This window comes from Aurantibacillus circumpalustris, from assembly GCF_029625215.1.
Taxonomy (GTDB): Bacteria; Bacteroidota; Bacteroidia; order B-17B0; family Aurantibacillaceae; genus Aurantibacillus; species Aurantibacillus circumpalustris.
On record NZ_CP121197.1, the window covers coordinates 1,925,966 to 1,952,597 of the forward strand.

15 protein-coding genes are annotated in these 26,632 nt (G+C 36.0%); 7 read left to right on the forward strand and 8 right to left on the reverse strand.

The window, feature by feature from the left end; genetic code table 11:
- Positions 1-46 precede the first annotated feature (46 nt).
- Positions 47-1,192: a glycoside hydrolase family 3 protein gene (locus tag P2086_RS08100; protein WP_317899949.1), complete on the forward strand. Its 1,146-nt coding sequence runs from the start codon at positions 47-49 to the stop codon at positions 1,190-1,192.
- 214 nt (positions 1,193-1,406) lie between these two features.
- On the forward strand, positions 1,407-2,036 hold the full coding sequence (locus P2086_RS08105; RefSeq protein WP_317899950.1) for a hypothetical protein: 630 nt from the start codon (positions 1,407-1,409) through the stop codon (positions 2,034-2,036).
- 17 nt (positions 2,037-2,053) lie between these two features.
- Here P2086_RS08105 and P2086_RS08110 read toward each other — a convergent pair whose 3' ends face one another.
- From P2086_RS08110 to P2086_RS08125, 4 genes are all read right to left on the reverse strand, one after another.
- Positions 2,054-3,124, reverse strand: coding sequence for an NADH:flavin oxidoreductase/NADH oxidase (locus P2086_RS08110; protein ID WP_317899951.1), 1,071 nt, complete (start codon positions 3,122-3,124; stop codon positions 2,054-2,056).
- Positions 3,125-3,231: 107 nt separating this feature from the next.
- Complete coding sequence (locus P2086_RS08115) at positions 3,232-4,284, reverse strand: 2-oxoacid:ferredoxin oxidoreductase subunit beta (RefSeq protein ID WP_317899952.1); 1,053 nt, start codon at positions 4,282-4,284, stop codon at positions 3,232-3,234.
- A gap of 4 nt (positions 4,285-4,288) precedes the next feature.
- A complete protein-coding gene (locus tag P2086_RS08120) occupies positions 4,289-6,148 on the reverse strand; it encodes a 2-oxoacid:acceptor oxidoreductase subunit alpha (RefSeq protein WP_317899953.1) in 1,860 nt (619 codons plus the stop codon).
- Positions 6,132-7,928, reverse strand: a complete 1,797-nt coding sequence (locus P2086_RS08125; RefSeq protein ID WP_317899954.1) for an FAD-dependent oxidoreductase — start codon at positions 7,926-7,928, stop codon at positions 6,132-6,134. The genes P2086_RS08120 and P2086_RS08125 overlap by 17 nt, the downstream gene beginning before the upstream one ends.
- Before the next feature lie 338 nt (positions 7,929-8,266).
- On the opposite strand from P2086_RS08125, the gene P2086_RS08130 reads away from it, so the two are divergent.
- Positions 8,267-8,773: a hypothetical protein gene (locus P2086_RS08130; RefSeq protein ID WP_317899955.1), complete on the forward strand. Its 507-nt coding sequence runs from the start codon at positions 8,267-8,269 to the stop codon at positions 8,771-8,773.
- Between the two features lie 215 nt (positions 8,774-8,988).
- Here the strand turns inward: P2086_RS08130 and P2086_RS08135 are convergent, their stop codons facing one another.
- Positions 8,989-11,016 (reverse strand): hypothetical protein, encoded by a 2,028-nt coding sequence (locus P2086_RS08135; RefSeq protein WP_317899956.1) that lies wholly within the window; start codon positions 11,014-11,016, stop codon positions 8,989-8,991.
- Positions 11,017-11,550: 534 nt separating this feature from the next.
- Here P2086_RS08135 and P2086_RS08140 point away from each other — a divergent pair.
- The 4 genes from P2086_RS08140 to P2086_RS08155 all read left to right on the forward strand — a co-directional run bounded on the left by P2086_RS08140 (position 11,551) and on the right by P2086_RS08155 (position 21,215).
- Positions 11,551-16,692 carry a T9SS type B sorting domain-containing protein gene (locus tag P2086_RS08140; protein ID WP_317899957.1) on the forward strand — a complete coding sequence of 1,714 codons (5,142 nt, stop codon included), beginning with the start codon at positions 11,551-11,553 and terminating at the stop codon, positions 16,690-16,692.
- A gap of 154 nt (positions 16,693-16,846) precedes the next feature.
- Positions 16,847-19,057 (forward strand): ribonuclease R, encoded by a 2,211-nt coding sequence (gene rnr / locus P2086_RS08145; RefSeq protein WP_317899958.1) that lies wholly within the window; start codon positions 16,847-16,849, stop codon positions 19,055-19,057.
- Positions 19,058-19,097: 40 nt separating this feature from the next.
- Positions 19,098-19,787, forward strand: a complete 690-nt coding sequence (locus P2086_RS08150; RefSeq protein ID WP_317899959.1) for an alpha/beta hydrolase — start codon at positions 19,098-19,100, stop codon at positions 19,785-19,787.
- Between the two features lie 81 nt (positions 19,788-19,868).
- Entirely contained in the window at positions 19,869-21,215 is a 1,347-nt protein-coding gene (locus P2086_RS08155) for an MATE family efflux transporter (RefSeq protein WP_317899960.1), read from the forward strand.
- Positions 21,216-21,240: 25 nt separating this feature from the next.
- Here the strand turns inward: P2086_RS08155 and recJ are convergent, their stop codons facing one another.
- From recJ to P2086_RS08170, 3 genes are all read right to left on the reverse strand, one after another.
- Positions 21,241-22,950, reverse strand: coding sequence for a single-stranded-DNA-specific exonuclease RecJ (gene recJ / locus P2086_RS08160; RefSeq protein ID WP_317899961.1), 1,710 nt, complete (start codon positions 22,948-22,950; stop codon positions 21,241-21,243).
- 3 nt (positions 22,951-22,953) lie between these two features.
- Positions 22,954-23,667 (reverse strand): YebC/PmpR family DNA-binding transcriptional regulator, encoded by a 714-nt coding sequence (locus tag P2086_RS08165; protein ID WP_317899962.1) that lies wholly within the window; start codon positions 23,665-23,667, stop codon positions 22,954-22,956.
- 106 nt (positions 23,668-23,773) lie between these two features.
- Positions 23,774-26,569 (reverse strand): T9SS type A sorting domain-containing protein, encoded by a 2,796-nt coding sequence (locus P2086_RS08170; protein ID WP_317899963.1) that lies wholly within the window; start codon positions 26,567-26,569, stop codon positions 23,774-23,776.
- Between the last annotated feature and the right edge of the window lie 63 nt (positions 26,570-26,632).

A 26,632-nucleotide genomic window follows, 5' to 3' on the forward strand; every position in this document is an offset into this window, starting at 1 on the left:
ATTTTGTCTATGTTTAATAATGCAAATAGCATTCAATAAAATCAATATGCTTAAAAAAATCATCCTACTATTAATTCTTTTTACGATTTCGTTCGTTTTTATTTCAATGATTGTACTACCTAAAAACAGTGATATTAATGAAGAATTAGCAAAAGATTCCAACGATAGTCTAGATTTAAAAATTGGACAAATGATTATGATGGGAATCAAAAGCCGGACTTCCGTTTCCGAAAATGATTCCTTGCTTCAGGAAATACGCGAGCATAAACTTGGTGGTGTTGTACTATTCGAAAAAAATATCTCTCCAGCTAATTCAAGGAACGAATTAATAAATCTTATTTCAACCATACAGGCTGCTGCTGCAATACCCTTATTTATTAGTATAGATGAAGAAGGTGGGCTGGTTCACCGACTAAAAGAAAAATACGGTTTTGTTGGTATGCCTTCTGCTATGCGTCTTGGGAAAATAAACTCAGCGGATTGCACACTTTTTTATAACCGACGATTAACAGCAGAACTTTCTGAACTTGGTTTTAATTGTAATTATGCTCCTACTTTAGATATGGCTGTCAATCCCGAAAATACAGTAATAGTTAAGCGTCAACGTAGTTTTTCTGAAGATCCTGATATAGTTAGTAAACACGCTCTGCTTTGTATTCAGGCACATCACGAAAATAATATTAAAACTATTTTGAAACATTTTCCGGGACATGGAAGCTCTACAGCAGATTCTCATGCCGGTATTGTTGATGTTACAGAAAGCTGGAGTTTTAAAGAATTGTATCCTTATTTCTCTATTTTAAGTTCGGGTTCTTGTGATGCCATTATGACTGCACACATTATTAACAAACGATGGGACGACTCATATTTGCCAGCAACACTTTCTAAAAGAGTAGTAATCGATATGCTTAGAGGGCTTTTAGGTTATAAAGGAGTGGTGTTTTCTGATGATATGCAAATGGGAGCCATATCAAAAAATTATGGTTTTGAAAATGCAATTGAATTAGCTATTAACGCTGGAGTTGATGTACTTATGTTTGCCAACAATGTTGGGAGCGACCAAAAAATGATCAGCGCCTCTGAGGTACATGCAGTGATAAAAAAGATGGTTAAAAAGAAAAAAATTAGCCGTGAACGAATCAACGAGGCATATTCCAGAATTATTCTATTAAAGAATAAAAAATATTTCTAAGTAGTTTTTTGAAATCTATTTGTTTATTTAGCCAATAAACCAAATGATCGGACTTAGTAAACCTAACAGAATAAGTAATTTTTGAAAACGATTAAACATAATTGTGTATTTAATATTTCTATTTTATACTTTTGAAAGTAAGCTAAGTTTCATTTGAACTTTGAAACTAGATAAAAGACTTATTTTTTTCGACGAATTAATTTAAATAGGCATTATGAGCGTTATGAATAAGCTTGCTTCATCTCTTGGGAGAAGAGATGAGGTTCCGAACCAGGAACTTGCAAATAAAATTATTGCTTCAAAAAATTCACAAAGCGTGAAAGAGCTTATTGAAAACCTCAACAATAAAAACAAGAACATTCAAAATGATTGCATAAAAGTACTCTACGAAATAGGGAGCAAGGAGCCTATGTTAATAGCCGATTTTTCAGAGGTGTTTGTAAATCTACTTAATCATAAAAATAATCGACTCCAGTGGGGAGCAATGACAGCTTTAAATACTATTACAGAAATTAAGCCAGAAAAAATTCATGCATCACTATCAAAAATAATTTTAGCTGCGGATAGGGGCTCTGTGATTACAAATGATCAATGTGTCGCAATTCTCATAAAATTATGTGGAAAAAAAAAGTTTGAAAATTCTGCTTTTACATTATTGATCGAACGATTGATTAAATGTCCTACTAATCAATTACCAATGTATGCAGAAAATGCCTTAAAAATTATTGCAAAAAAGAAAGAAACAATTTTTATTAGCACAATAACTAAACGTATTCCTGAAATCGAAAAGGAAAGTAAACGCAAACGTATTGAGAAGGTTATAAAGAAGGCATTAAAAAGCTAAAAATTTGTTTTTAATAATCAAGTCTTCTTTTTTGCTCTAAGGTATTGATCTGGCCAATCAATTTCATGACCTAATTCCTGCGCCGCTCGGAGTGGAAAATGAGGATCTCTTAAAAACTCTCTTCCCATAAAAACAAGATCGGCTCTTTTTTCAAGAATAATCGACTCAGCTTCCTTTGCTGTAGTGATAAGACCTACAGCACCAGTAAAAATGCCGGTTTCTTTTTTTATATTTTCTGCAAATTCAGTTTGATACATGGGTTTTAATGCAATTTTCACACCGTGCACATTTCCTCCCGTTGAACAATCTATTAAATCAACATCCATGTTTTTTAAAATAGAGCTAAGAGCAATGGAATCTTTTTCGGTCCAACCACCTTCCGCGTATTCTGTGGCAGACAAACGCACAAACAATGGAAGTTCTGTTGGCCACACGGTTCTCACTGCGACAACAATTTCTTGTAAAAAACGAATGCGATTTTCGAAACTACCACCGTATTCGTCATTGCGTTTATTGCTTAGTGGCGAAAGAAATTCGTGAATTAAATAACCATGTGCACCATGAAGTTCGAGTACTTTAAACCCTGATTTTAAAGCTCTTTCAGCAGCTTTTTTAAATTTTGTAACAATTTTTTCTATTCCAACTTTACTTAATTTTTTCGGAATAGGTTCTCCTTCTTTATAAGCGATTGAACTCGGAGCCAGCGTTTCCCATCCTCCTTTTGCAAGTGGAATAGAATAGCCTCCCCTCCACGGGGCCTCTTGGCTTGATTTTCTTCCCGCATGTGCAATCTGAATACCTGGAACAGAACCATGGGTTTCAATAAAGGTTGTGATGCGCTTTAAGTGATCAATATGTTTGTCTTTCCATATACCTAAATCTGATGGTGAAATTCTTCCCTCAGGACTAACCGCTGTAGCCTCTGTAAATATGAGTCCCGCGCCACCAATAGCCCTGCTTCCTAAATGAACCAAATGCCATTCACCCGAAAATCCATCGAGACTTGAGTATTGGCACATTGGCGAAACTACCAATCTGTTTTTGAGAGTTACGCTTTTTATTTTTAGCGGTGTGAAAAGTGCTGCCATTGTTGATGAAATTGAGGTACTAAATTACCATTACGTCAACAATATAAACGTGAAAAATTCTTAAGAGAATATTTTAAAGAAAAAGTAAACTTTACAAAACAGAGCTTTTATCTAAAATTCGCGTTTATCTCTTTAAGAATGGTTGAGCCTGGACAAAGTTCTTTTTCATGAAGCATGTTTAAAGGTGTATCAGAGCTGTTTATAGTTTGATGTAAATCTTGCGTATCTGGATTCATATATAACAAACCAGTTAAAATTTCTCCTTTTTCTTTAGCGCTCATAATAGCATTCACGGCGGAGCGCTTATCTAGAGGATCCCAATCTTTTGATAATTTATTTAATTGAATAAATGAACCATCATGCATCTTAACTTTTTCAGTTGTTCCTTCTCCATAACTGGTTGTAATTTCAGTCATTTGCGGCACAAAATCAATTGTTGAAGTCGCTTCTACGTGTTCTCTTACATAATCGTAAGATTTTGTAGAACCAACGTTGTTATTAAAAGTAACACATGGTGAGATAACGTTAATGAAAGCGAATCCAGGGTGCTTAATCGCAGCTTTCATCAAAGGAATTAATTGTGTTTTATCTCCTGAAAAACTTTGTGCTACGAATGTTGCACCAAGTTCAATCGCAAGGCTAGCAAGATCAATCGATTCAAAGGGATTTACCTGCCCACTTTTATTTTTAGAGCCATTATCCGCAGTTGCAGAGTCCTGCCCCTTAGTTAAACCATAACAACCATTATTCATCACCACGTAAACCATGTTTAAGTTTCTACGAATCACGTGAACAAACTGACCCATACCAATACTTGCTGTATCTCCATCACCGGATACACCAAAATAAATTAAATCTTTGTTTGCTAAATTGGCACCCGTTGCTACCGAAGGCATACGACCATGCACAGAATTGAAACCATGCGAGTGACTTAAAAAATAAGCAGGTGTTTTTGAGGAACAGCCTATCCCAGATAGTTTCGCTAAACGATGCGGTTCAATATTTAATTCAAAAGCAGCTTGAATAACAGAAGCACTTATCGAATCATGCCCACAACCGGCACAAAGCGTTGACAAAGATCCTTCGTAATAATCAACAGTATAACCTAGTTTATTAGTTGGCAAACTTGGATGACGGAATTTAGGGCGAACGTAACTCATAACACTATTTTACTTTTTGATTTTGAAATAAATTTGTCGTAATTTCTTGAACAATGTGATGAGCTGTAATTGGTAGTCCGTCGTAATTTAAAACGGAAATTAATTTATTAGGATCTATTTGTAGTTCAATACTGATTAAGCTTTTCATTTGAGCATCACGGTTTTGTTCAATAACAAATACTTTTTTATGAGACTTAATAAAATCTTCAACTGTTTTATTAAAAGGAAAAGAAGTAATACGGATTGCATCAATTGATATACCTTGAGCCTTCATGTCATCCATAGCTTCTTCAACGGAGTAAGTAGATGTACCGAAAAACAAAACACCGTTTTCGGAGATATTTTTTTCTTGATAAAGTTCGGGTTTATGCACAAGTGATTTTGCCGTTTCCCACTTTTTCATTAAGCGATCCATGTTTTGTTTGTATTTATTTCCATCCTCCGTATACACCGCGTATTCATCACGTGAAGTGCCTCGTGTAAAGTAAGAGCCTTTGGTTGGATGCGTTCCTGGATAAGTTCTGTAAGGAATCCCATCATTATCAACATCATGATAACGACCAAATCGTTCAATCTTCTCTAGGTCTTCAGCAGACAATACTTTTCCTCTTTTGTATTTTCTTTTATCATCCCACTGTAAAGGTTGTGAAACGTGATCGTTCATACCTAAATCAAGGTCTGTCATAATAATAATAGGGGTTTGTAATTCTTCAGCTAAATCAAAAGAATCCGCTGTCATATCAAAACATTCTTTTGGTGTTGAAGGAAACAATAAAATATGTTTTGTATCACCATGTGAAGCGTAAGCAGCTTCCATAATATCTGATTGCTGGGTACGTGTTGGCATACCGGTAGAAGGGCCCGTACGTTGAACATCAATTAATACTGCGGGTATTTCTGCAAAATAAGCCAACCCTAAAAATTCATTCATCAAAGAAACTCCAGGCCCACTTGTTGCAGTGAAAGCACGTGCACCATTCCACCCCGCACCAATCACCATTCCAATGGCAGCAAGTTCGTCTTCAGCTTGAACAATTGCTACGTTTCGTTTGCCAGTTGTTTTATCAACTCGTAATGTTGCCGCATAATCCATAAACGCTTCAACTACAGAAGTAGACGGGGTAATTGGATACCAGGCTGCTACTGTTGCTCCTGCATATACGGCTCCTATTCCACAAGCAGAATTACCATCCATCAAAATAGAATCTTTTAAAATGTCCCTCCGTTCAACTCGAAGGTCTAAAGGAAATTTAAAATTTTTCTGAATGTAGTTTTCACCTAATTGTAAGGCTTTTATATTAGCGGGAATTAATTTTTCCTTGCCCTTAAATTGCTCGTCTAATAAATTTTCTAGTTCTTTAAAATCAATATTGAACAATGCCGCTAGTGCTCCAACGTAAATGATATTCTTAAATAATTGGCGCTGACGGGGATCTGTGTAATTCTCGTTACACATATTCATCAACGGAACACCAATATAATTTATGTCTTCACGAATAAATTCCTGACCAAGTTTTTTCGAGCTATCATATAGTAAGTAACCCCCCGACCTTACAGATTCAACGTCTGCCTGCATGCTTTGTGGGTTTACAGCTACTAAAAGATCAATGCCTTCGCGCCTTCCTAAATAACCTTTCTCACTTACACGCACTTCATACCAGGTTGGAAGACCTTGTATGTTGGAAGGGAAAATGTTTTTTGGCGTTACAGGAATTCCCATCCTGAAAATAGCTTTTGTAAATAAATGGTTTGCACTGGCTGAACCTGTACCATTCACATTAGCAAAACGCACTACGAAATTATTAATACCTGATTGGTTTACGGAACCGTCTTGCCCCTCGATTGATTTAGTGTTTAACGACATTCGTTCCTCCCACTTTTGTTACATTATAGAAAAATTTTTGCATATCCCAGGCAGCAGTGGGACAGCGTTCTGCACATAAGCCGCAGTGTAAACAAACGTTTTCATCTTTTACCATTACCCGTTTAGTCGGTAATGTTCCTGAAACGTATAAATCTTGCGAAAGCTCTATGGACGGTGCTTTTAGTTTTGAACGCAAATCAGTTTCAGATTCTTCGTTCTCAACAAAAGTAATACATGCAGTAGGACAAACATCCATACAGGCATCACATTCAATACACTTTGTTTCAGTGAAAACGGTTTGAACATCACAATTTAAGCAGCGTTCAGCCTCATTGCATGCAGTATGCAAATCGAACCCAAGCTCAACTTCTTTTTTAATATTTTTAAGCGTGAGTTTTTTATCTGCTTGTGGCACGACATAGCGCGAATCGTTAGTTACTTCGGAATCATAACTCCATTCATGGATTCCCATCTTTTGGCTCACTAAATTAACGTAAGGCGCTGGCCTTTCCGTTACTTGATCTTTTTGTTGACACATTAAGTGCATAGAAATTGCCGCCTGGTGCCCGTGGGCTACGGCAGTAATTACATTTTTTGGTCCCCAAGCGGCATCACCGCCGAAAAATATTTTTGGATGCGTTGAAGCAAATGTTTTTTCATTCACGATAGGCATTCCCCATTCGTCAAAATCAACTCCAAGATCGCGCTCGATCCAAGGAAAACTATTTTCCTGACCAATTGCAATAAGCACATCATCGGCCTCTACAAAAACTTCTGCTTCTCCAGTTGGAACTAACTTACGTTTACCACCTTCATAAACTGCTTTTACTTTTTCAAAAATCATACCCTTTAATACACCATTTTCTACAACGTATGTTTTTGGAACATGATTGTCCATGATAGGAATATCCTCATGTTGGGCATCTTCTTTTTCCCAAGGCGAGGCTTTCATTTCTGAAAACGGACTTCTAACTAAAACCTTTACCTGTTCTCCACCTAAGCGGCGAGCTGTGCGGCAGCAGTCCATAGCGGTATTTCCACCACCTAACACGATAACTTTTTTTCCGATTTTAGAAGTGTGTTCAAAGGCTACTGAACCAAGCCAATTTATTCCGATATGAATATTTGCTGCGCCTTCTTTTCTTCCGGGAAGTTCAAGATCTTTTCCCCGTGGTGCTCCAGTGCCAACAAATACAGCGTCATACCCGCCGGATAAAATATCTTTTAAGCTTTTTACATAGTCGTTAAAGTGAGTATGAATGCCTAAATCTAAAATGTAATTTACTTCTTCATTTAAAACAGTTTCAGGTAACCGAAATGCAGGAATTTGACTTCTCATAAATCCGCCACCGAGTTTTTGCTGATCGTATAAATGTATTTCGTAACCTTCAGGGGCTAAATCCCTTGCCACTGTTAGTGAGGCAGGGCCCGCTCCTATGAGGGCAACTTTTTTTCCATTCGATTTAAATGGAGCCTGTGGCATCATTTTTTTTACATCGTCTTTATTATCTGCCGCAACACGTTTCAGTCTGCAAATGGCAACAGGTTCTTCTTCCTTTAAACGTCCTCTTCTACAAGCGGGTTCACAAGGGCGATCACAGGTTCTTCCCAATACTCCTGGAAAAACATTAGAGTCCCAATTAATCATATAGGCTTCAGAAAATTTCCCTTCTGCAATTAAACGAATGTACTGAGGTACGGGAGTGTGCGCTGGACAAGCATGTTGACAATCTACAACTTTGTGAAAGTACTCAGGGTCTTGAATATTGGTTGGTTTCAAATTCTAATAGTTTTAGATAAGTTTAAAAACAAATTACTAAATAAAGGTCGAACAATGCAATCAAAAATAGGATATTTTTATCAAAAACAAGCATTTCTTAAAATCTTACCAAAATTCAAAAGTTTGAATGAAAAGGTGGTAAATTAACTCAAATTTCAATCCCAAATAACCAGCCACCTAAAAATTTTGCGAGAATTCATCTTTCCTAAAAGCAACTTCATCTACAAGTAGGTGCTATCAGTCTTATAATAAATTATTTTTTGGGGGAGATCTTCCAAAACCTAGTCTTAGTATAAATAACGTTCATTAAAGTTCTAACAATTATAAAATGTTTAGATATGAAAAATTCAATAATTACTTATCTCCTAGGTTTTTTCTTTTTGATTACATGTTTTAAATCTATCGCAAATACGTATGATAATAGGGATAGTGCGTCCTGCTTACAAGTAGATGGAAAAATTACTAATGCAAATGAAGGTGAAGATGGTTTTTGCACAATTGAACTTATGAGTTCAAATAGAGTTATTACATCAGCAATTTTAAAAGGCGGAAAAAAGACGTTTAAATTTTTACTTGGAAGGGATGTGACTTATACAATTAGAATTTCAAAACCAGGTTATCTGCCTCGTTTGGTATGCATAGACACTAAGATGGATCAAACAGAGGAAGAATTGTATAATTTTTCATTTGAAACAAAGCTTTTAAGTGAAAGAGAATCTACTAAACTAAATAAAGAATACCTCGATTTTCCAATCGCTCTAATTTATTACGATAACAAAAAGGATTGCTTTGTGTATGATAAGAGCTATACGTCAAAAATTAAAAAAGAAATAGTTATGAAGTAGAACTATAAGTTAGTTTTCTTCAGTAACACGGTTGTGTGTTGTGTAGATTGATCGCTTTAATCTTGGGGGGTTATTAAGATCAATCGGAAAAAGCCCTTTTGGTAATGAGGGCTTTTTTTTATTTAAATGCCGATTAGAAACAAGAGGCGATAGTTAGTTTTTTCACCCTTTCTCAGTTTACAATATTAGCATTGCAATAGTTGCAAATTATTTTCTTATTTAATTACCTTTTCCTCAACTAATTGATAAAGAAGTTTTCTCTCTCCCTTATAATTAGCCGTAATAAAAGCATCTGAAATTTTATTTTGCTGCACTATATGCAAGAGTTCTAATGCATCGTTGTAAGTTGTGAAACTACCCATCGTAAATCGTGTGACGCCATCTTTGTCGAGATGCCTAATAATTTTAGGAAGACCAACAATGCCATTGTAATTAAAATTCTCGGAGAAAAGGAATGCCGCTACCTGCACACTATATTTTAAATTATCTGTTACAACATTTCCCATCGAAAGCGCAAACGAATTTTTATCAAAATCATTAACTGTTCTGTTGATTTCTTCTGGGGTTGTGTTTTTGGTTTCAAAAGCCGTCTCATAAGCAGACGAATTAAATTCCGCAAAAACATTCAACACAATAAATGAATCTACATTTATTGTACTGAGTCTAATTATTTTTGGATTAAAAACATCCAAGGTTACAATTAAATCATATTCATCGCCAGAAGCTAAATTACTTAAGAATTTGCCAGTAATTTTGTTTGAATTTATCTTAAACCTTACGTTTTTATTATTAAGTGTTGACCTTATTTCTATTTCCGCTTCGGTTGGTTTGCCGTTTAAGGTTACTAAACCTTCTACCTGCAATAGAGTTACTGGTTTACCAGGTATACCTGGTTCTACTTTATAAACATCCTGACCACCATCTCCACCTTTTTTTTGTGAAGAGTAATAAGCCGTCTTTCCATCAGCGGCAACAGTAAAATAATTGTCATCATTGGTTGTATTAATTGGTTGTCCCAAATTATATGGGCTTTGCCAATCTCCATTAATAAAGTCGCTTCTAAAAATATCATAACCACCTAAACTGTTTTTGTTATTTGAGGAGAAAAATAAAATTCTACTGTCAGAAGTGACAAATGGTGCATCTTCGTCGTACTTAGAGTTAATCTCAGGCCCAAGGTTTGTTATGTTGGCCCACATGTTATCTTTAATTCGTTCTGCATAATATAAATCTTTACCACCGTAACCACCTTTCCGTTCACTGGCAAAAATTATTTTTTCTTCGTTTGGAATGAAACAAGCAGACCCGTCCCATTCTGGACTATTCAGTTTAATTTGCAAAGTCGGTTTTGTCCACTTATCTCCATTTAATTCTGAAAGATAAAGATCCCCCTTTCCTTCACCTCGATTTCTATATACAAAAAGTTCAGTGGCATCGGCATTTAAGCTCACTGCGGCGTCATGAGTGTTTGTGTTAAGTTCTCCAATACCTGTTGGGGTTGACCATAGCGTATCATTCAATTTTCGAGTTATAAAAATATCTTCGTAATATAATTCTATATCATCTATATTACGAATTTTACTCCCTTTCACTTTTTGTTTTCCACCTTTTGAACCTGGACCCCTATAAGTATAAATCATTATTTCACCATTTGACGAAATAAGAGGACAATACTCATTAAACTTTGTGTTGATTGGCATACCTAAATTGCTAATCCTTACAAAACTTTTTTTCTCTTTCAAATCGAGTATATTCTGACAGTGTTGCAAACTCATATTAAGTTCATTTAAATACCTATCATTCTTTAAACCTTTATTTTGCTCAATTTCCAAAGCTTTATTAAAATAGAAAATTGCTGAATCTATGTTTTCGTTTTTAACAAACGCATAAGCTAAATTGTAATTATATCCATTTATTTCACTTTGTTTATCTCTTAAGGCAGTCAAAAAGACAAGTGATTTTTCTCTACTCTCGGGTTCGTGCGAGTAACAAATACCTTTGATATAATTGAGGTAAATTTGATTTTTATCGCTAATTGTCTCAAATAAATCTAACGCTTCTATATATTGAGTTTGAAGAAATTTGATCTTACCTTCCTTAAGAAGCTTTAAGTCATCACTGTTTAGGCCTGTGCTTGCGCTTTCGAACAAAAATTCATCTGCCTGACCATTTATCCCAGTTATAAATATTAAAAAGAAAGAGAGAATAAAAAGAGTTTTTTTTGATGACTTAACTGATTTCATAAATAATTGATGTTAGGCAGGTTTTGCTTTTGCGCCTATGCAAATTTATTAGAAAAGCAAGTTAGAACTCAGTTAATCGGAATAACTTATTAAAAAAACATCGATGAATACCTGTTATTCGTCGATTAATGTTGAAAATTAACCTACAAATACTGAAAATGGCTATTTAGCCATGATAGTTTATCTTGTGAAATACTTTAACTAAATATGGGGAGTATAAGAGAATTTCAAATTGCAGTGCTTTAGAAACTTAGTCGGTTTTTCTGACAACAGAGTAATTTGATATTCAAAATCAGCTCGATAACGCGTAAAATGTCGAGACTTGCTATTTAGATTGTTTTTTCGGAAATTTTTATAGAATCAACGAAAACCCAGCTTCAAAAGTTGTTTTTGCATTATAAATCGTCTTGAATTATTAAAATGACCGTTTGAATGAGTGAATAACTTTGAAAATAGACCTAACTCATCTAATTTTACAATAGATACAAATCGTAATTTAAAGTGATATGTATTACTAAACAAAAAACAACTAGCATGAAAAATCTTTTGAAAACTTTGTCTTTTATTGGTCTGTCGCTGAGTTTGAGTTTAAATGCTCAAACCAGTTCCAATAATGCTAAATCGCAAGTAGGTCTTACGGTATCTGAACCAAGTAATCAGTATAAATCTGCTTATCTTGCTAATCAAGATTTCTTGTCTTCTAATTCTATGAGTGTTTACAAAAATAATTTTGGAGACTCATTAAATGGCTTTAATGAAAATAAGATAAAAAACGAACTGCTTGCTCAAGGAATACCTGGCTGGGAAATTCAAAGTCATATATATGTGTTAAAACGCAGGTTTATAAATAACAAATATGATATAGGGCTAAAACCTGTTTATATGCCTGTAAATAATCCTAATGTTACTACAACAGGTGGAAAAACAATTGGAGGTGGTAACATCGTCAACCTTGCACCATGTGTTAATGAAGGCTTTGAAAGTTCACTTCCAGGGGTTTATACTTCATCCAATGGAGTTACAGGTTGGACTGTATCAAGCCGCCAACAGGATGGAGCTTGTTCGCCTACTGGATGGACTCCGGGAAGCCCTGCTTTTTCTCTAATTGCTACTCCAATAATTTCGTGGGGTACCGTTCCTGGACCAATTATGGGAGTTATTCCTAATTCTCCTTTAGGCGGAACCTTGGTTGCTCAATTGAACAATCATCAAGCCAGTGATTATAATCAAACAAAACTTGCTCAAACTTTCCCTGTTACAAGCAATAATACAGTATTTCAATTTGCATATGCTGGTTACTGGGAAGATCCAGGTTCTGGTCATACTTGTTGTAATGGTAGCGGTACAGCACAACAACCTGGATTTAGCGTTAAAATGTACGATTGTCAAGGTGCTCCATTAGCATGTTCTAATCTTAGTCTTAACCCAGGTTGTCAAAGTGCTGGTGTTAGCTTTTCAGTTGCTTCTAATGGTAACTTATGGTCTAACTGGCAAGTAAAATATATTGATTTAACACCTTACGTTGGTTCATGTATAACCATCGAATTTATTCAATCCGATTGTTCTTTAGGCGGACACTGGGGTAGTTCTCTTATTGATTGCCAATGTGGTGGTCAAATTATTGGTCCGGGTTTAACGGGTCTTGGTGGTTTTGTGGGTGGCCCTGTAAGTTTCTGTTCTGGATCAAATCAAGCACAGATCTCGGCACCAGCAGGTTATCAAACATATCAATGGTATGCTCCAGGAACAGGAAGTATTGCTGCTCCACAAGGCACCATGCAAAACATTACTATTAACAGTCCTATTGCTGGTAGTATATATACTGTACAAATGATTGCTGCGTCTGGCTGCGTTTTCACATCAACAAATGCTATCGCTGTGTCAACTGTTGCTATTGCCGGAGTGGGTACTACATCTACTTGTCCCGGAGGGGCCAGTGGTTCCGCCACGGTCTCGGGTAATGGTAGTGGTACAGGATATAATTATACATGGATAAATACTTTAAATTCAATCACGGTCGGGACAACGGCAATAGCCAGTAATCTCGGGGCGGGAACCTATAGTATTATCATAACAGCTTTAGGTTCTGCGGGCTGTGGGTCTGCGGTCACAACGGTTACGGTGGGCACTGCCCCAGCTGGAATTACTCAGCTATTAAAACCATTTTGTGGCAGCGAGGCTTATTTGGGTACAAATGGAGGTTCGAATTTCCAGTGGTACAATGGATCAACTCCTATTCCTGCTCCACTTGGAACGAATCCGTCTTATACGGTTTCTCCTCCAATTAATGGCTCTATTTACTGGTTATCTTATCTTTCTGCTCAAGGCTGTCAGGATTCGATAAAATACACACTTCTTTCGTCCCCTGCTGGTGCCATTAACATTCCTACGCCAAAGCTTATTTGTCCTGGTGCAAACAACGGACTGGCGCAAATTAATCTTGCCCCTGCAAGTGGTGCCCCTCCGGGTTTTAATTCGTATTACGTTTCTGCAATTGGAACAACACCTCCTTATACTTCGTCGTTGAACCCTACAGCATCTAACACTTATACCTTTGGTGGACTTTCTGCTGGTAGTTATACTGTTAAAGTGTTTGATGGTTCTTGTAAATATGGTGGAAGCTTTAATATAGCGCCTCTAGTGTATAATTTTACTTTGACTCCAGCGTCTACAACTTTATGCCCAGGAAATAGTTTCCAAGCAGCAGTTGTATTTGCTAGTCCTCCATCCTTGAGTCAGTATACTTATTCTTGGACGCCAACTACACATCTTTTTGGTGGTAGTGCTCAAAACGCAATTATCACACCAGTAATACCTGTAGGCACACAAACTACAATTATTTATTCTGTAAAGGTTACGCCTACTTTAGTGGCTTGCCCTATTACCAAAACAATATCTGTTACGGCTATTAATCCTCCTACACCAACTATTACAACTATACCAAATTCATGTAATACGTTTTCGCCGTATAGTATTGTAACAAATCCTCCTGGTGGGGTTTTTAATACTGGAATTACAGGCACTAACAATCCTATCTCTGCTTCTGGCGGTGTTCTCACACCTTCATTGGCATCAAATGGTATTAACACATTTACGTATACTATTACGCAGTATACTTGCTCTGCTAGTAATACTGCTACATATGAAGTAAGTAAATTCTGGTCGTCAGCTTTGAGTTCTAACGTACCTGCACTTTGCGTTACAAATCCTGCTTATAATTTAATGAATATTGTTCAAAGTACCGTTAATGGTACTTGGAAGGGGCAAGTTGCCGGCTCGGTAAATGGAGGCGGAACCTTTTTCAATCCTTCAGTGTTTAATAATTCTTCTTTCCCAACTTCGGGAAGTTATTTGATAACCTACAGTACAAATTCTAGCCCAAATCCTACAGTTTGTCCTTCTACAAGTACACTCAACGTTGTTGTAACTAAAACTACAACACCTTACATTGTACCTATAAATGAGTTTTGTACAAATGCTGGAATAAAGAATATGTCGGTAACACCTTCCGGTGGTGGTTGGTTACCTAATACAAATAATGCGGTTAGTAGTACTGGTCTTCTAACTTGTACTAACGTTCCTGTTCCGGGCTTAGTGGTTACGTACACTGTTGCAGATGGTCCATGTGTGAATACCAATACAACTTCTTTAAAGGTTTCACAACATTACCCTGTTTTATTTAACGGACCAGTAAATAGCTTGTGCTTTAACAGTAGCCCATTTAATTTAATGAGTGTTCTTCAAAGTACTGCTGGTGGCTCATGGAGAGATTCAACGGGAGTTCTAGGTAATAAATTCTACCCATCTAATCTTGCTACTGGAACTTATGTAGCCACGTATCACACAACTTCTTGGCCTACTGCGGGTCTCTGTAATGAAACGAAGACCATTGCTGTTTCAGTATTAAATCCGATTGTTCCAGTCATCACACAGATAGCGACAATTTGTAACAATGCAAGTCCGATTCAAATGTCTGTTACACCAAATACAGGTCATTGGACAGCTTCGCCATATTTAGGGTCAGATGGTGTATTAACGCCTTCGCTTTCTTCTGTTGGTGTTAATGCAGTACAATATGTTGTTGGAACAAGTACGTGTAATGTTCAGGAGACTAAATTTATAAACGTGGAAGCTTTTGTTCCGGCAACCATTGCGAATAAAATACCTGATTTATGTAATACGAGCCCTATTATGAATCTATTGCCATTAACTTTAAGTAGTCAAGGTATATGGAGTGGTACTGGAATATCAGGAACAAGTTTTAATCCCGCTATCGCAGGTTCTGGAAGTTTTATACTAACGCACAAAACTTCGTCATTTCCTAGCGGACTTTGCCCAGATGAGGCCGTAGTTGCAGTGAACGTTTATTCTCTAGCGGCACCTGAATTAAAACAAATCCCAACACTTTGTAATAATGCTTTACCAACTCAAATTCAAGTTAGTCCTGTTGGTGGTTTATTCGGAGGGCCTGATTTAGGGATTGTGAACCTAGGAGGTGTATTTAATCCTGCTTCTGCGATAATTGGAGACAATGTTATTAATTACAGTATCACATCAGGACCTTGTGTGGCTTACGCACAAACTGTTATTAAAGTAGCGAAATTTATTTCAGCAGATTTAGATAAACTACCAGGGCCTTTCTGTAAAAACTCAGAGATTGTTAATTTAAGTAGCTATGTAATTAATCCAGGCGGTAAATGGAGCGTTAAAGCTGGTGCACAAGGCGATGGGTTATTGACTGGAACAAGTATGTTTAATCCTTCACTAGCTAATGAAATCAATACTTTAGAGTACAGAACTTCTCCTGCCGCACCTAACGAAGATTTGTGTCCAGATACTAAAGAAGTAGTTATTGAAGTGAAAAGTGCGAAGGCTTTAGTGTTAAATTCAAGCGCTCAAGGAAGTTGCGCACCAGTTGAAGTTACTTTTAATACACCAAGCACTAATTCTGGTGAATTTATTTGGACTTTTGATGACGGTACTGAACCATTAGTTGAGTTTAACAATAATTCTGGTAGCCATATTTTCACTAAACCAGGTACATATAAGATACAGTTAAATTATAAAGATGATGTTGGCTGTAAGTCTAACTCTGTTACTACTAATGTTGTTTATGTTTATGAGGTTCCAAAAGCAGATTTCACATTTCCTGATGAAATACTTGTTTCAGACCCTCAAATACAGCTTACTAATTTAAGTACTACATTAAGTGATAATAAGTACAGTTGGAAAATTACTGGAGTTGCTCCGGTAACTGTATCTGATGGTTTGAGTCCGTTCGTTGCTCTAACTAAATCTGGTAAATATCAAGTTACTCTTATTGCTACTTCTGTTAACGAATGTAGAGATGAAATCACTAAAACAATTGAAGTTAAAAATGTGTTCAATGTTTTTATACCTAATTCATTCTCTCCTAACTTTGATGGATTAAACGATTACTTTATGCCTACTTTCACAAAAGAAGGATTGGATATGAAGAGTTTTGAAATGGAGATCTTCGATCGTTGGGGTCATTCAATATTCCATACAAAAGATGCTACGGCAAAAGGATGGGATGGCTCAGTTCAAAATAAAGGAGAGCCTTTAAAAGAAGAGGTTTACATCTATAGAATAAAATATAAAGATATGGATGGAAATGCTTACAATAAAATGGGTCACCTATCTTTGGTTAAGTAATTATAAATCTAATTATTAAAAAAGCTGCCTCCATGAGGCAGCTTTTTTTATTTTAATTGGTTCTTTTATTGCTAATTTCCATAAGTAATAAAACCTTATTACCTTTAAAAACAGAACCATTTAAACAGTCTACATAAAATGGTCATTTATAAATATGTCAAAAAATAAAAAACCTCAACGTTATCTCTTTGAAGAAGTACTCGACTTTCTAAAACATAACGATTCTAAAACATTTAACTATAAGCAGCTAGGTGCTGCAATGGAAATAAATAACGATCAGGAACGTCTTCAGCTAATCGAAGCACTTGAGCTTTTAAAGAAACAAGGTTTTGTAATTGAAAAAGAAACTGGCAAATATCAGATAAAGCAAACTAAGCAATACGTTACCGGCACAATTGATTTTACTAGCCAGGGTACTGCGTTTGTGGTATATGATCAAGAACAATCTGATATTTTTGTTCCTGCAAAAAAATCTAAAGATGCACTTCAGGGAGATCTTGTTAAAGTATATTTATTTCCGAAGCGCGGCAGCGGCAGAAGAAGAGAGGGAGAGGTTGTAGAAGTGATCACACGCGCAAAAACAGAATTTGTCGGAACTATAAAAATTAATCCAAAGTTTGCCTTCGTTGTTCCAGATAGCCACAAAATACACGTCGATTTTTTTATCCGTGTTAATGATATTAAAGGCGCACGGGATGGACAAAAAGTTCAGATAAAATTCAAGGAATGGAAAAACGGCGAACAAAATCCAACGGGTGTTGTTATTGAAGTATTAGGTTATCCGGGTCAACATAAAACCGAGATGAACGCGATTATGGCTGAATACGGTTTGCCAGATCATTTTCCAGATGAAGTAGAATACGAAGCGAAAAAACTTCCAACTGAAATAACCAAAGCTGAAATTGCAAAACGCAGGGATTTTCGTGGAGTCACAACTTTTACAATTGACCCCGCTGATGCAAAAGATTTTGACGATGCATTATCGATCCAACTTTTGGATAACGGCTTTTGGGAGATTGGTGTTCATATTGCTGATGTTACTCACTATTTAAAAGTGGGTACTGTTTTAGATAAGGAAGCTGTGAACCGGGCAACAAGTGTGTATTTAGTTGATCGTGTTATTCCAATGCTTCCAGAAGTATTGAGCAATTTTGTTTGTTCTTTACGTCCTCATGAAGAAAAATATTGTTTCAGTGCCGTTTTTCAATTGGATGAAGATGCGCAAATACAAGATCAATGGTTTGGTAAAACTGTAATTTATAGCGACAGGCGTTTTTCTTACGAAGAAGTTCAAACCATCATTGAAACAGGCGAAGGGGAGTACAAAGATGAAATTCTAGTTCTAGATAGGCTAGCAAAGAAATTACGACACGAGCGTCAGCGCAATGGATCGATCTTTTTTGATAAAGCTGAGGTAAAGTTTAAACTCGATGGTGAAGGTAATCCTATTGGTGTATTTTTTAAAACTCAAAAAGATGCACATAAACTTATTGAGGACTTTATGTTATTGGCTAATAAAAAAGTTGCCGAATTTATTGGTGGTAAACATGAAACAGCAGGGAAGTCTTCAACAAAAAATAAAGGAAAAGAAGATCCTAAATATGTGAGCGTTTACCGTGTTCACGATGTACCAAGTGATGAAAAAATGCAAGAGCTAAGTGGTTTTGCTGCTCGTTTCGGATACCAAATGAATTTAGGTAACAAACAAAAAGTTGCACAATCGATTAATAAATTATTGCAAGATGTAAAAAATAAAAAGGAGCAGAGTATGATGGAGCTTTTAGCTGTGCGAAGTATGGCTAAGGCTGTTTATACAACAAAAAATGTTGGTCATTACGGTTTAGGTTTTGATTATTATACCCATTTCACATCACCTATTCGTCGCTACCCAGATGTTCTTGTTCATCGCTTGTTAGAAGCAAGATTAAATAATAAAATTTATTCTAATAAAGACGAGCTTGAGCATTTAAGTAAACACAGTAGTGATATGGAGCGCACAGCCGCAGAAGCCGAGAGAGCTTCTATTAAATACAAGCAAGTAGAGTTTATGAAAGATCGAATAGGTGAGACCTTTGATGGTATTATAAGTGGTGTTACCGAGTGGGGAATATACGTGGAGGTTATCGAAAATAAATGTGAAGGAATGATTAGAAGCCGTGATTTAAAAGGTGATCACTTTATGTACGACGAAGATAACTATCGTTACATAGGGAAAAACACGAACAAAATTTATGGTCTTGGCGATACCGTAAAAATAATTGTTGTAGAAGCTGATTTAGTTAAAAAACAATTGAATTACGCCTTTGCTGATATGGAAGAAAAAAAGACAAAATTTGTAGATCATAAAAAACGAAGAGGTAGATAAGATGAAAAAAGGTTTAATAGTATTCTTAGTTTTTATTTTTTTGACAAACACTCTAATCTCGCAAAAAATAAACACGAGTTTAACTTATTCGGTTAATTTACCTGTAAAAAAAAATTCCAAAACACCGGTATTAATTTTGTTGCATGGATACGGGAGTAACGAGTCAGATCTTTTTGACTTAGCTAAAACAATGGACTCTAAATTTATCACCTTCTCTCTCAGAGCTCCAAATACAACCCGTGAAGGAGGATTTTGTTGGTACGAACTGGAATTTTTACCAAATCAGCAATTCAAATACGATTACAAGCAAGCGGTTTTAAGTAGAATGAAAATTTTATCTTTCATAAGCAATGCTTGTAAGGCTTATCAAGTCGACAGCACTTCTGTTTTTCTTTTAGGCTTCAGCCAGGGAACAATCATGTCTTACGACATAGCCTTATCGACAACAAATAAAGTTAAAGGTGTTGTAGCACTAAGTGGAAGAATGATGGAAGAAAGTAAACTTCAAAAAACAAATCTCGCACAACTTTCTAAAATCAAGTTTTTTATAGCACATGGTGAATCAGATAATGTAATTAAAATAGAAGAAGCGCAAAAAGCAAATGATTTTCTTAAAGAAAAAGTTTTGAAGGATCTAACGTATAAAACTTATTCAATGCCTCATTCAATTTCAGGAGATGAGTTGAACGACCTTCGATCGTGGCTTTCGAAAGCTATTATACCTTTTTAGAAGAAGGATTGAACAAAAACCGCTAAGAGTATAACCTAATAAATTACAGTCAATTTTATTAAACTATCTTTACGGACTTTTATGCCAAGGAATTTTTTTAAAAATTATCATATCCGTGATACGATTCACCTGGCTTGGCCGCTTGTCGCGACGCAAGTGGGTCATATTTTAACCGGAATGGTAGATAATATATTCTTAGGAAGGTTAGGGTCCACTGAACAAGCTGCTGGCATTCTCTCGAATAATTTATTTATGTTGTTGATGGTTTTTGCAATTGGGTTTAGTTATGCTACGACTCCATTAACCACAAGTGCTCATGAAAAAAATGACTTGTATAGAAAAGCTTCTTTATTTAAAAACTCACTTTTCCTCAACTTTACAGTGGCTTTGGTTTGTTTTATCTTTTGGTTTTTAGGATCAGGATTACTCAACTACATGAAACAACCACAAGAAGTAGTTGTTATGGCGGTACCATATTTTAATGTGATAATTTTTTCAATACTTCCTGTTTCACTTTTTTTTGCCTGCAAACAATATTGTGAAGGCTTAAGTAATACGCGAATGGCTCTAATCATAAGTCTCACCGGAAATGCAATTAACGTTGTTTTAAATTATTTATTAATCTATGGGGAATTTGGTTTTCCAGAGCTTGGTTATATGGGCGCGGCGTGGGCATCCTTTTATGCCAGATTATTTATGGGAGCTGCATTCGTAATTTTGATTTTTAGGTCGCCAGTTACACGAAGTATAAATAAAGTTTACACTAAAGTGAAAGTAAATTGGAAGGATTTAGCTGATCTTTGGAAAATTGGTTTTAATACAGCTATGCAATTTACTTTTGAAGTAGCGGCTTTTGTAATTGCAGGCCTTATGGCTGGCGCCTTCGGCAAAGAGCAAATAGACGCTCATGGAATTGCTTTAAACATAGCTGCATTTACTTATATGTTCGCTAGTGGAATAAGCTCGGCAGTAACAATACGGGTTGGAATTTATAAGGCAAAAGGAAACTGGTCAGAAATTAAAAGTGCGTCAAATGCTGCATTTAAATTAGTGTTATGGGTGATGGGTTTTTTTGGAGCAAGTTTCATCGTCTTCAATAAATTTCTTCCAATGGCTTTTAGTACAGAGAATAACATTATTGAAATGGCTTCTGGTTTACTAATTATCGCGGCCATGTTTCAATTATTCGATGGAATGCAAGTTACAATTATTGGAATATTAAGAGGATTAGAGGATGTTAGAATTCCAACCTTAGTTACATTAATTGGTTATTGGATTATTGCTTTGCCACTGGCATACTTCTTAGCTTTTACTCTTAAGATGGAAATTACAGGCATTTGGATAGCCCTCCTTGCATCTCTGTTTTCGGTAGCCTTGGGTTTATATTGGCGATTAAATTATTTAATCAAACATAATCTAGCAAAATAATATTTGAACGGTCTTAGAAAGTCATTTATTCACTTACTTTTAAATCTTCAATCACCAACTGTATGGTAGTATTACCTTTAAATTCATTTTCCTGAATTTTAAAAACAATATCCATTGGAATTTTTCTTTGAAAGAAATTCACATAATCTCCTTTATCAAAAGCAATGGCTTGAAATCGAATATTTGGATTTGATTTTTGAAAAAGCTCAAGTTTAAGATGGTTGTTCCCGAATACTTGTCCCCAACCGGTGTCAAATACTGATCGGCAACAGAATAAAGGTGTCATGTTTTCTGGACCATGCGGAGCGAATTGTTTCAGAATGCGTAAAAGTTTATCAGTAATTTCATGAAACTCCAGCTCAATATCAACTTCAATTTTCGGAATTAATTGGTCTGCTGTTATTGACTCTGAAACAACCGATTCGAATTTTGTTTTAAAAGCTTCTAAGTTTTCTTTTTTCAAAGAAAGTCCGGCTGCAAATTTATGCCCACCAAATTGTTCTAGGAGATCACTGCATTTTTCAATGGCACTGTAAACATCATATTCTCTAACACTACGAGCACTTCCTGTAACATTTCCGTCACTCTCAGTTAAAACAATTGTTGGACGATAATATTTTTCAATTAAGCGAGACGCTACAATTCCTATTACTCCTTTATGCCAGTTTTCATTAAATAAAACTGTTGTCCGTTTTGCTGAGGTGAGTGGATCATTGTCAAGTAATTCATAAGCCTCTGTGGTGGTGCCAAGATCTAAATCTCTGCGTTGAGAGTTTGTGTCGTTAATTGCTAAAGCAAAAACGTCTGCCTGCACATCTTCTTCACACGTTAATAGTTCAACAGCTTTGCTGCCGTGTTCAATTCGCCCTGCTGCGTTTATGCGCGGGCCAAGGGTAAAAACAAGTGTGCTTATATTTGCAGGATTTTTTTGTTGATTAATGTTTAGAAGTGCTTTTATGCCAGGTCTTGGGTTTGAATTTATTTGCTCAAGTCCAAAATAAGCCATTACACGATTTTCTCCCGTTATAGGAACAATATCCGCAGCAATGCTCGTAGCGACAAGATCTAAATATTTGTAACAATTTTCTTGCGGTAAATTGTTTCTAAATGAAAACGCTTGAATTAATTTGAAGCCAATACCTGCTCCGCTAAGTTCTTTATATGGGTAATTGCAATCATGTTGCTTCTGATCGAGAATTGCTAAAGCTTCAGGTAATTTGTTTCCAGGAAGATGATGGTCACAAATAATAAATTCAATATTTTTTTTATTTGCATAATCAACTTTATCAATCGCTTTTATTCCACAATCCAAAGCAATAATCAAACTAAAATTATTTTCTTCCGCAAAGTCAATGCTTTTAAAAGAAATACCGTAACCTTCTTTATAGCGATCGGGGATATAATAAACAATATTCTTGATAAAGTCTTTGAAAAAACTATAAACAACGCTCACGGCTGTTGTACCATCTACATCATAGTCGCCAAAAATTAAAACTTTTTCATTTTTGGAAATAGCTAGATCAATTCGATCAATCGCTTCTTTCATTCCTTTCATTAAAAAAGGATCATGTAACTGATTTAATTCGGGCCGGAAAAAAGTTTTAGCTTCTTCGTAATTTAAAACATGACGCAATTTTAACAAGCGGGCGACAACTCTGTCAATATTCAGTTTTTCCTGTAAATCGTCTGATTCACTGTTAGGTTCTGAACTTTTTATTCTCCAGTGTTTCTCCAAAGCTTAGGCGATATTATGATAAACGGCTTCAATATCGTCGTCTTCCTCCATTTTTTCAATCATAGCCATTACTTCGGCTTCGTGTTCTGGGCTTAATTCTTTAGTTGTTGTTGGGATGTATGTTTTACTTGTTTCAAGTACATTTATTTTTCTTTCTTCAAGCCCAGATTGCATTTTTCCGAAATCTGTAAATTGTGTTTGAATGATGAACTGGTTATTTTCTTCATCAAGTCCAATGTCTTCAAGTCCAAAATCTATCAGTTCGAGTTCAAGATCATCTTTATTTAAACCAGTGGCATCTATTTTAAATAGTACAACATGATCAAACATAAAGCTAACCGACCCATTGGTTCCAAGTGATCCGTTGGCTCTGTTAAAATATAACCTTACGCTCGCTACAGTACGTGTTGGATTATTTGTTGTGCATTCTACAAGTACTGGAACACCATGTGGCGCATAGCCTTCATAAATAATTTCTTCAAAACTTCCTGAATCTTTTTCACTTGCTCTTTTAATTGCAGCTTCTACATTTACTTTCGGCATATTAATTGCCTTGGCGTTTTGTATAATCATACGTAAACGCGGATTACTTTCAGGATGTGGTCCTCCGGCTTTAACTGCAATTACAATTTCACGTCCAATCTTAGTAAAAGCCTTCGCCATTTTAGCATAACGCTTAAACATGGTTGCTTTTCGCGTTTGAAATATTCGTCCCATTATCTTAGAAATTTAAGTGTACAAAGATAATTTTTTTAAACTCTTTTTAAGGATTAAAAACAAAAAAGGGCGTCCGTGGACACCCTTTTTTTATTTGTAATTTTAATTATCTGGTAACCACTATCTTTTGTTGGATTAAAACATTCAAATTTTTATCCATAATAAAATAAATGCCGGGAATAAGGTTTTTAACCGTGAATTCATGATTATTATTTTCTTCTAAAGAAAAACTGTCAACAACTTGACTTATTTCATTTATAAGACTTAAATGAAGATCTACCTCCGATTTAATGGTAAAATTGCCATTGTTCGGATTTGGAAAAACAATTAGTTGCGTATCTTGCTTTTGGTAGTGTTCAATTCCTACACATGGATTTGCTACCAAAGAAAAAGTTTGCGTGTTTTCACAGTTTTCAACACTTATTCCGTTAACGGTATAAGTAATATTTACTGTAGGAGTTACTTGAACGGTTGGATTAATTATACCCTGAGCCACCCAAGTATAGCTAGTTGCCCCACTTGCTGTTAATTTAATTTTATCACCTTTACAAATAAAACTTTTAGACGGAGTGATGGTTATACTCGGTAAAGCATAAGCAATAACACTAATTGTTTTAGATGTTTCACAAAGGTTAGCACCTGAGCCTGTGACCGTGTATACTTCTGTTGTAATAGGATTCACAGTTGTGTTATTAGTTGATGTTACCGCGTTCCAGGAATAGGATACCGCGCCACTGGAAGTTAAAAATGCAGGTTGTCCAGAACAAACAGCTGTTGGGTTGCTTGCAGCTGTTATTGTTGGCGATGGTTTTACAGCAACCGTGAAACTTTGTGAATTTGTACAGGTATTAGCAGCGGTGCCGATAACTGTATAAACTGTATTGGATAAAGGACTGTCGGTAAATGTGGCACCACTAGTAGCATTATCCCATACATAAGATTGTGCACCACTTGCTGATAAGGATAAAATAATTCCCGAACAAATGATAGTATTTCCCGTGACAGTTATGACTGGGGGGGGTAAAAGATTTATACTAACGGTTTGTGAACTTGTACAACTGCTACTTCCTTGACTCGTTAGCGTAATTGTATTAGCGGTTGGATTTATTGTAACATTCGTTCCTGTTACATTACCTGGTGTCCAAGTATAACCTAAAGCGTTACCTATTACAGAAAAACTAGCCGAACTACCCGGGCAAATGCCAGTAACTGGTACAATTGGGTTAGTTGTTAGGTTTGTAACCGCAACTGTTGCCGTTCCAACATTGCAGCCGACTTGTGCAACAACAGAATAGGATGTTGCTGTACCACTTGCAATTGAAAGACTTGTAGTAGTTGCTCCTGTATTCCAAATTGCTTGGCCTGCATTGCCTGCTACATTAATCGTTACACTTGTATTTGGGCAAATAACTACAAGTGGTGCCTGTTGTATCGTTACCGTGGCTGGTGGTACCGAAACTGAAAATTCAGAAGTCGCAAAAGTAACGTTATCAAGAAATTTAAAATTAGCTACAGCAATCAGGTCATTCGAAACACTCGGTTCACCATAAACAGCTGCAATTTTGAAGCTGGATGTAGTTGGTTCTAATACTTCTGGAGCAATGTGGGGAAAAAGAATTTTACCTGCCGTGCTTAAATTACAGGAAGTGAAATTTTTGGTTTGTGTCCAGGTATCATTTGTAACATTATAAGCTTTTCCTATTAAATCAGGAGTACTATTTAACATACCTAAAGAATACCCCAAATTATCGGTCCACGTAAAGAAAATTTTGGTTCCATCTGCACTTCTGGCAGCCTGAGGTGCTTGCCATTGAGTGGCAATATTTGGACTGATTCCGAAAATATTTGGCGCACCGTTAACATTTCCTAAATCATATGCTGCCCATAATCCATTCTTTAAAGTGATATCATACATGTGATGCCATGCACTATAATTAAAAACATAATTACTCGCATTGCCTAGTGTAGTAATTATGTGTGGATTTCCATTTGCATCTACCACTAAATCGCTACCAACATTCATAGATGGAACGTACGAACTTATTGTATTAGAAGAAATGCAACTAAACTGGCTCACATCTACTGTAATGGGACCAGTCCAACTAACACCACCATTAGTAGTTTTATAAAGGGTTGGATATAGCGCTGCATTCGCTGCTGCTCCGCTAACATGGGAAGCAAAACAAAAATAGCCAGTCATCCCACTAGGATCAAACGCAATGTTGTAATCCATTTCTGTTAAGAGAGGAAAGTAGCTGAAAGTAGGCGTAGCAACAAAATTAATAGACCAAGAAATGTCAGAGCTTACACTGTTCCAAACTCCTTTATAAATATTAAATCCAGTAGTGCCCAAAGGATCAATTGCCCAAAATACGCCAGGTGCACCATTAACTAATGAATTTGCCTGCCAAATAGTGCCAATGCCATTTTGATTGTATGTTTCAGTAACTCCCGATCCATTTAATTGACTCACTCCTGTAACTTCTCCATTCCAAGCCGAGGTAAGTGGATCAATGGTTGGTGCCATATAGCTTATATACGCGTTGGATGGACTAACATTAGAAGTGGGATTATAAATTGCAATGTTTGGATAACGTGCTAGGTTAGTACTTAGTGGATTGGTAACACCTTGATTTAAAGTCCAACTTGTTCCGCCATTTGTTGAATAATCAAATCTTAAATTTCCTGAATTACCGCCAAACAAACCAACATCGTTACGATGCACGAACACAATAGTATTTAAAGTTTTGTTAGCAGCAATAGAACTTGTTCCGTTTCGAATAAGCGTAAACATGTTTGAGGCTGTCCCGCCCGTTTGCACTGCAGCACATTGTGCTATGTAATAATCACTGGAGGCCAGGAAAAAAATAATCGCGAAAATTTTTAGGTAATTTTTTTTCATAGGTTGGAGATTTTATTGATTAAACAATACCTTGAGTTATTATAAAAATAATAAATTCCCTAT

Coding starts and splice junctions, on each gene's coding strand:
- P2086_RS08100 (WP_317899949.1), top strand. CDS start 47: ATGCTTAAAAAAATCATCCTACTATTAATTCTTTTTACGATTTCGTTC.
- P2086_RS08105 (WP_317899950.1), top strand. CDS start 1,407: ATGAGCGTTATGAATAAGCTTGCTTCATCTCTTGGGAGAAGAGATGAG.
- P2086_RS08110 (WP_317899951.1), bottom strand. CDS start 3,124: ATGGCAGCACTTTTCACACCGCTAAAAATAAAAAGCGTAACTCTCAAA.
- P2086_RS08115 (WP_317899952.1), bottom strand. CDS start 4,284: ATGAGTTACGTTCGCCCTAAATTCCGTCATCCAAGTTTGCCAACTAAT.
- P2086_RS08120 (WP_317899953.1), bottom strand. CDS start 6,148: ATGTCGTTAAACACTAAATCAATCGAGGGGCAAGACGGTTCCGTAAAC.
- P2086_RS08130 (WP_317899955.1), top strand. CDS start 8,267: ATGAAAAATTCAATAATTACTTATCTCCTAGGTTTTTTCTTTTTGATT.
- P2086_RS08135 (WP_317899956.1), bottom strand. CDS start 11,016: ATGAAATCAGTTAAGTCATCAAAAAAAACTCTTTTTATTCTCTCTTTC.
- P2086_RS08140 (WP_317899957.1), top strand. CDS start 11,551: ATGAAAAATCTTTTGAAAACTTTGTCTTTTATTGGTCTGTCGCTGAGT.
- rnr (WP_317899958.1), top strand. CDS start 16,847: ATGTCAAAAAATAAAAAACCTCAACGTTATCTCTTTGAAGAAGTACTC.
- P2086_RS08155 (WP_317899960.1), top strand. CDS start 19,869: ATGCCAAGGAATTTTTTTAAAAATTATCATATCCGTGATACGATTCAC.
- P2086_RS08165 (WP_317899962.1), bottom strand. CDS start 23,667: ATGGGACGAATATTTCAAACGCGAAAAGCAACCATGTTTAAGCGTTAT.
- P2086_RS08170 (WP_317899963.1), bottom strand. CDS start 26,569: ATGAAAAAAAATTACCTAAAAATTTTCGCGATTATTTTTTTCCTGGCC.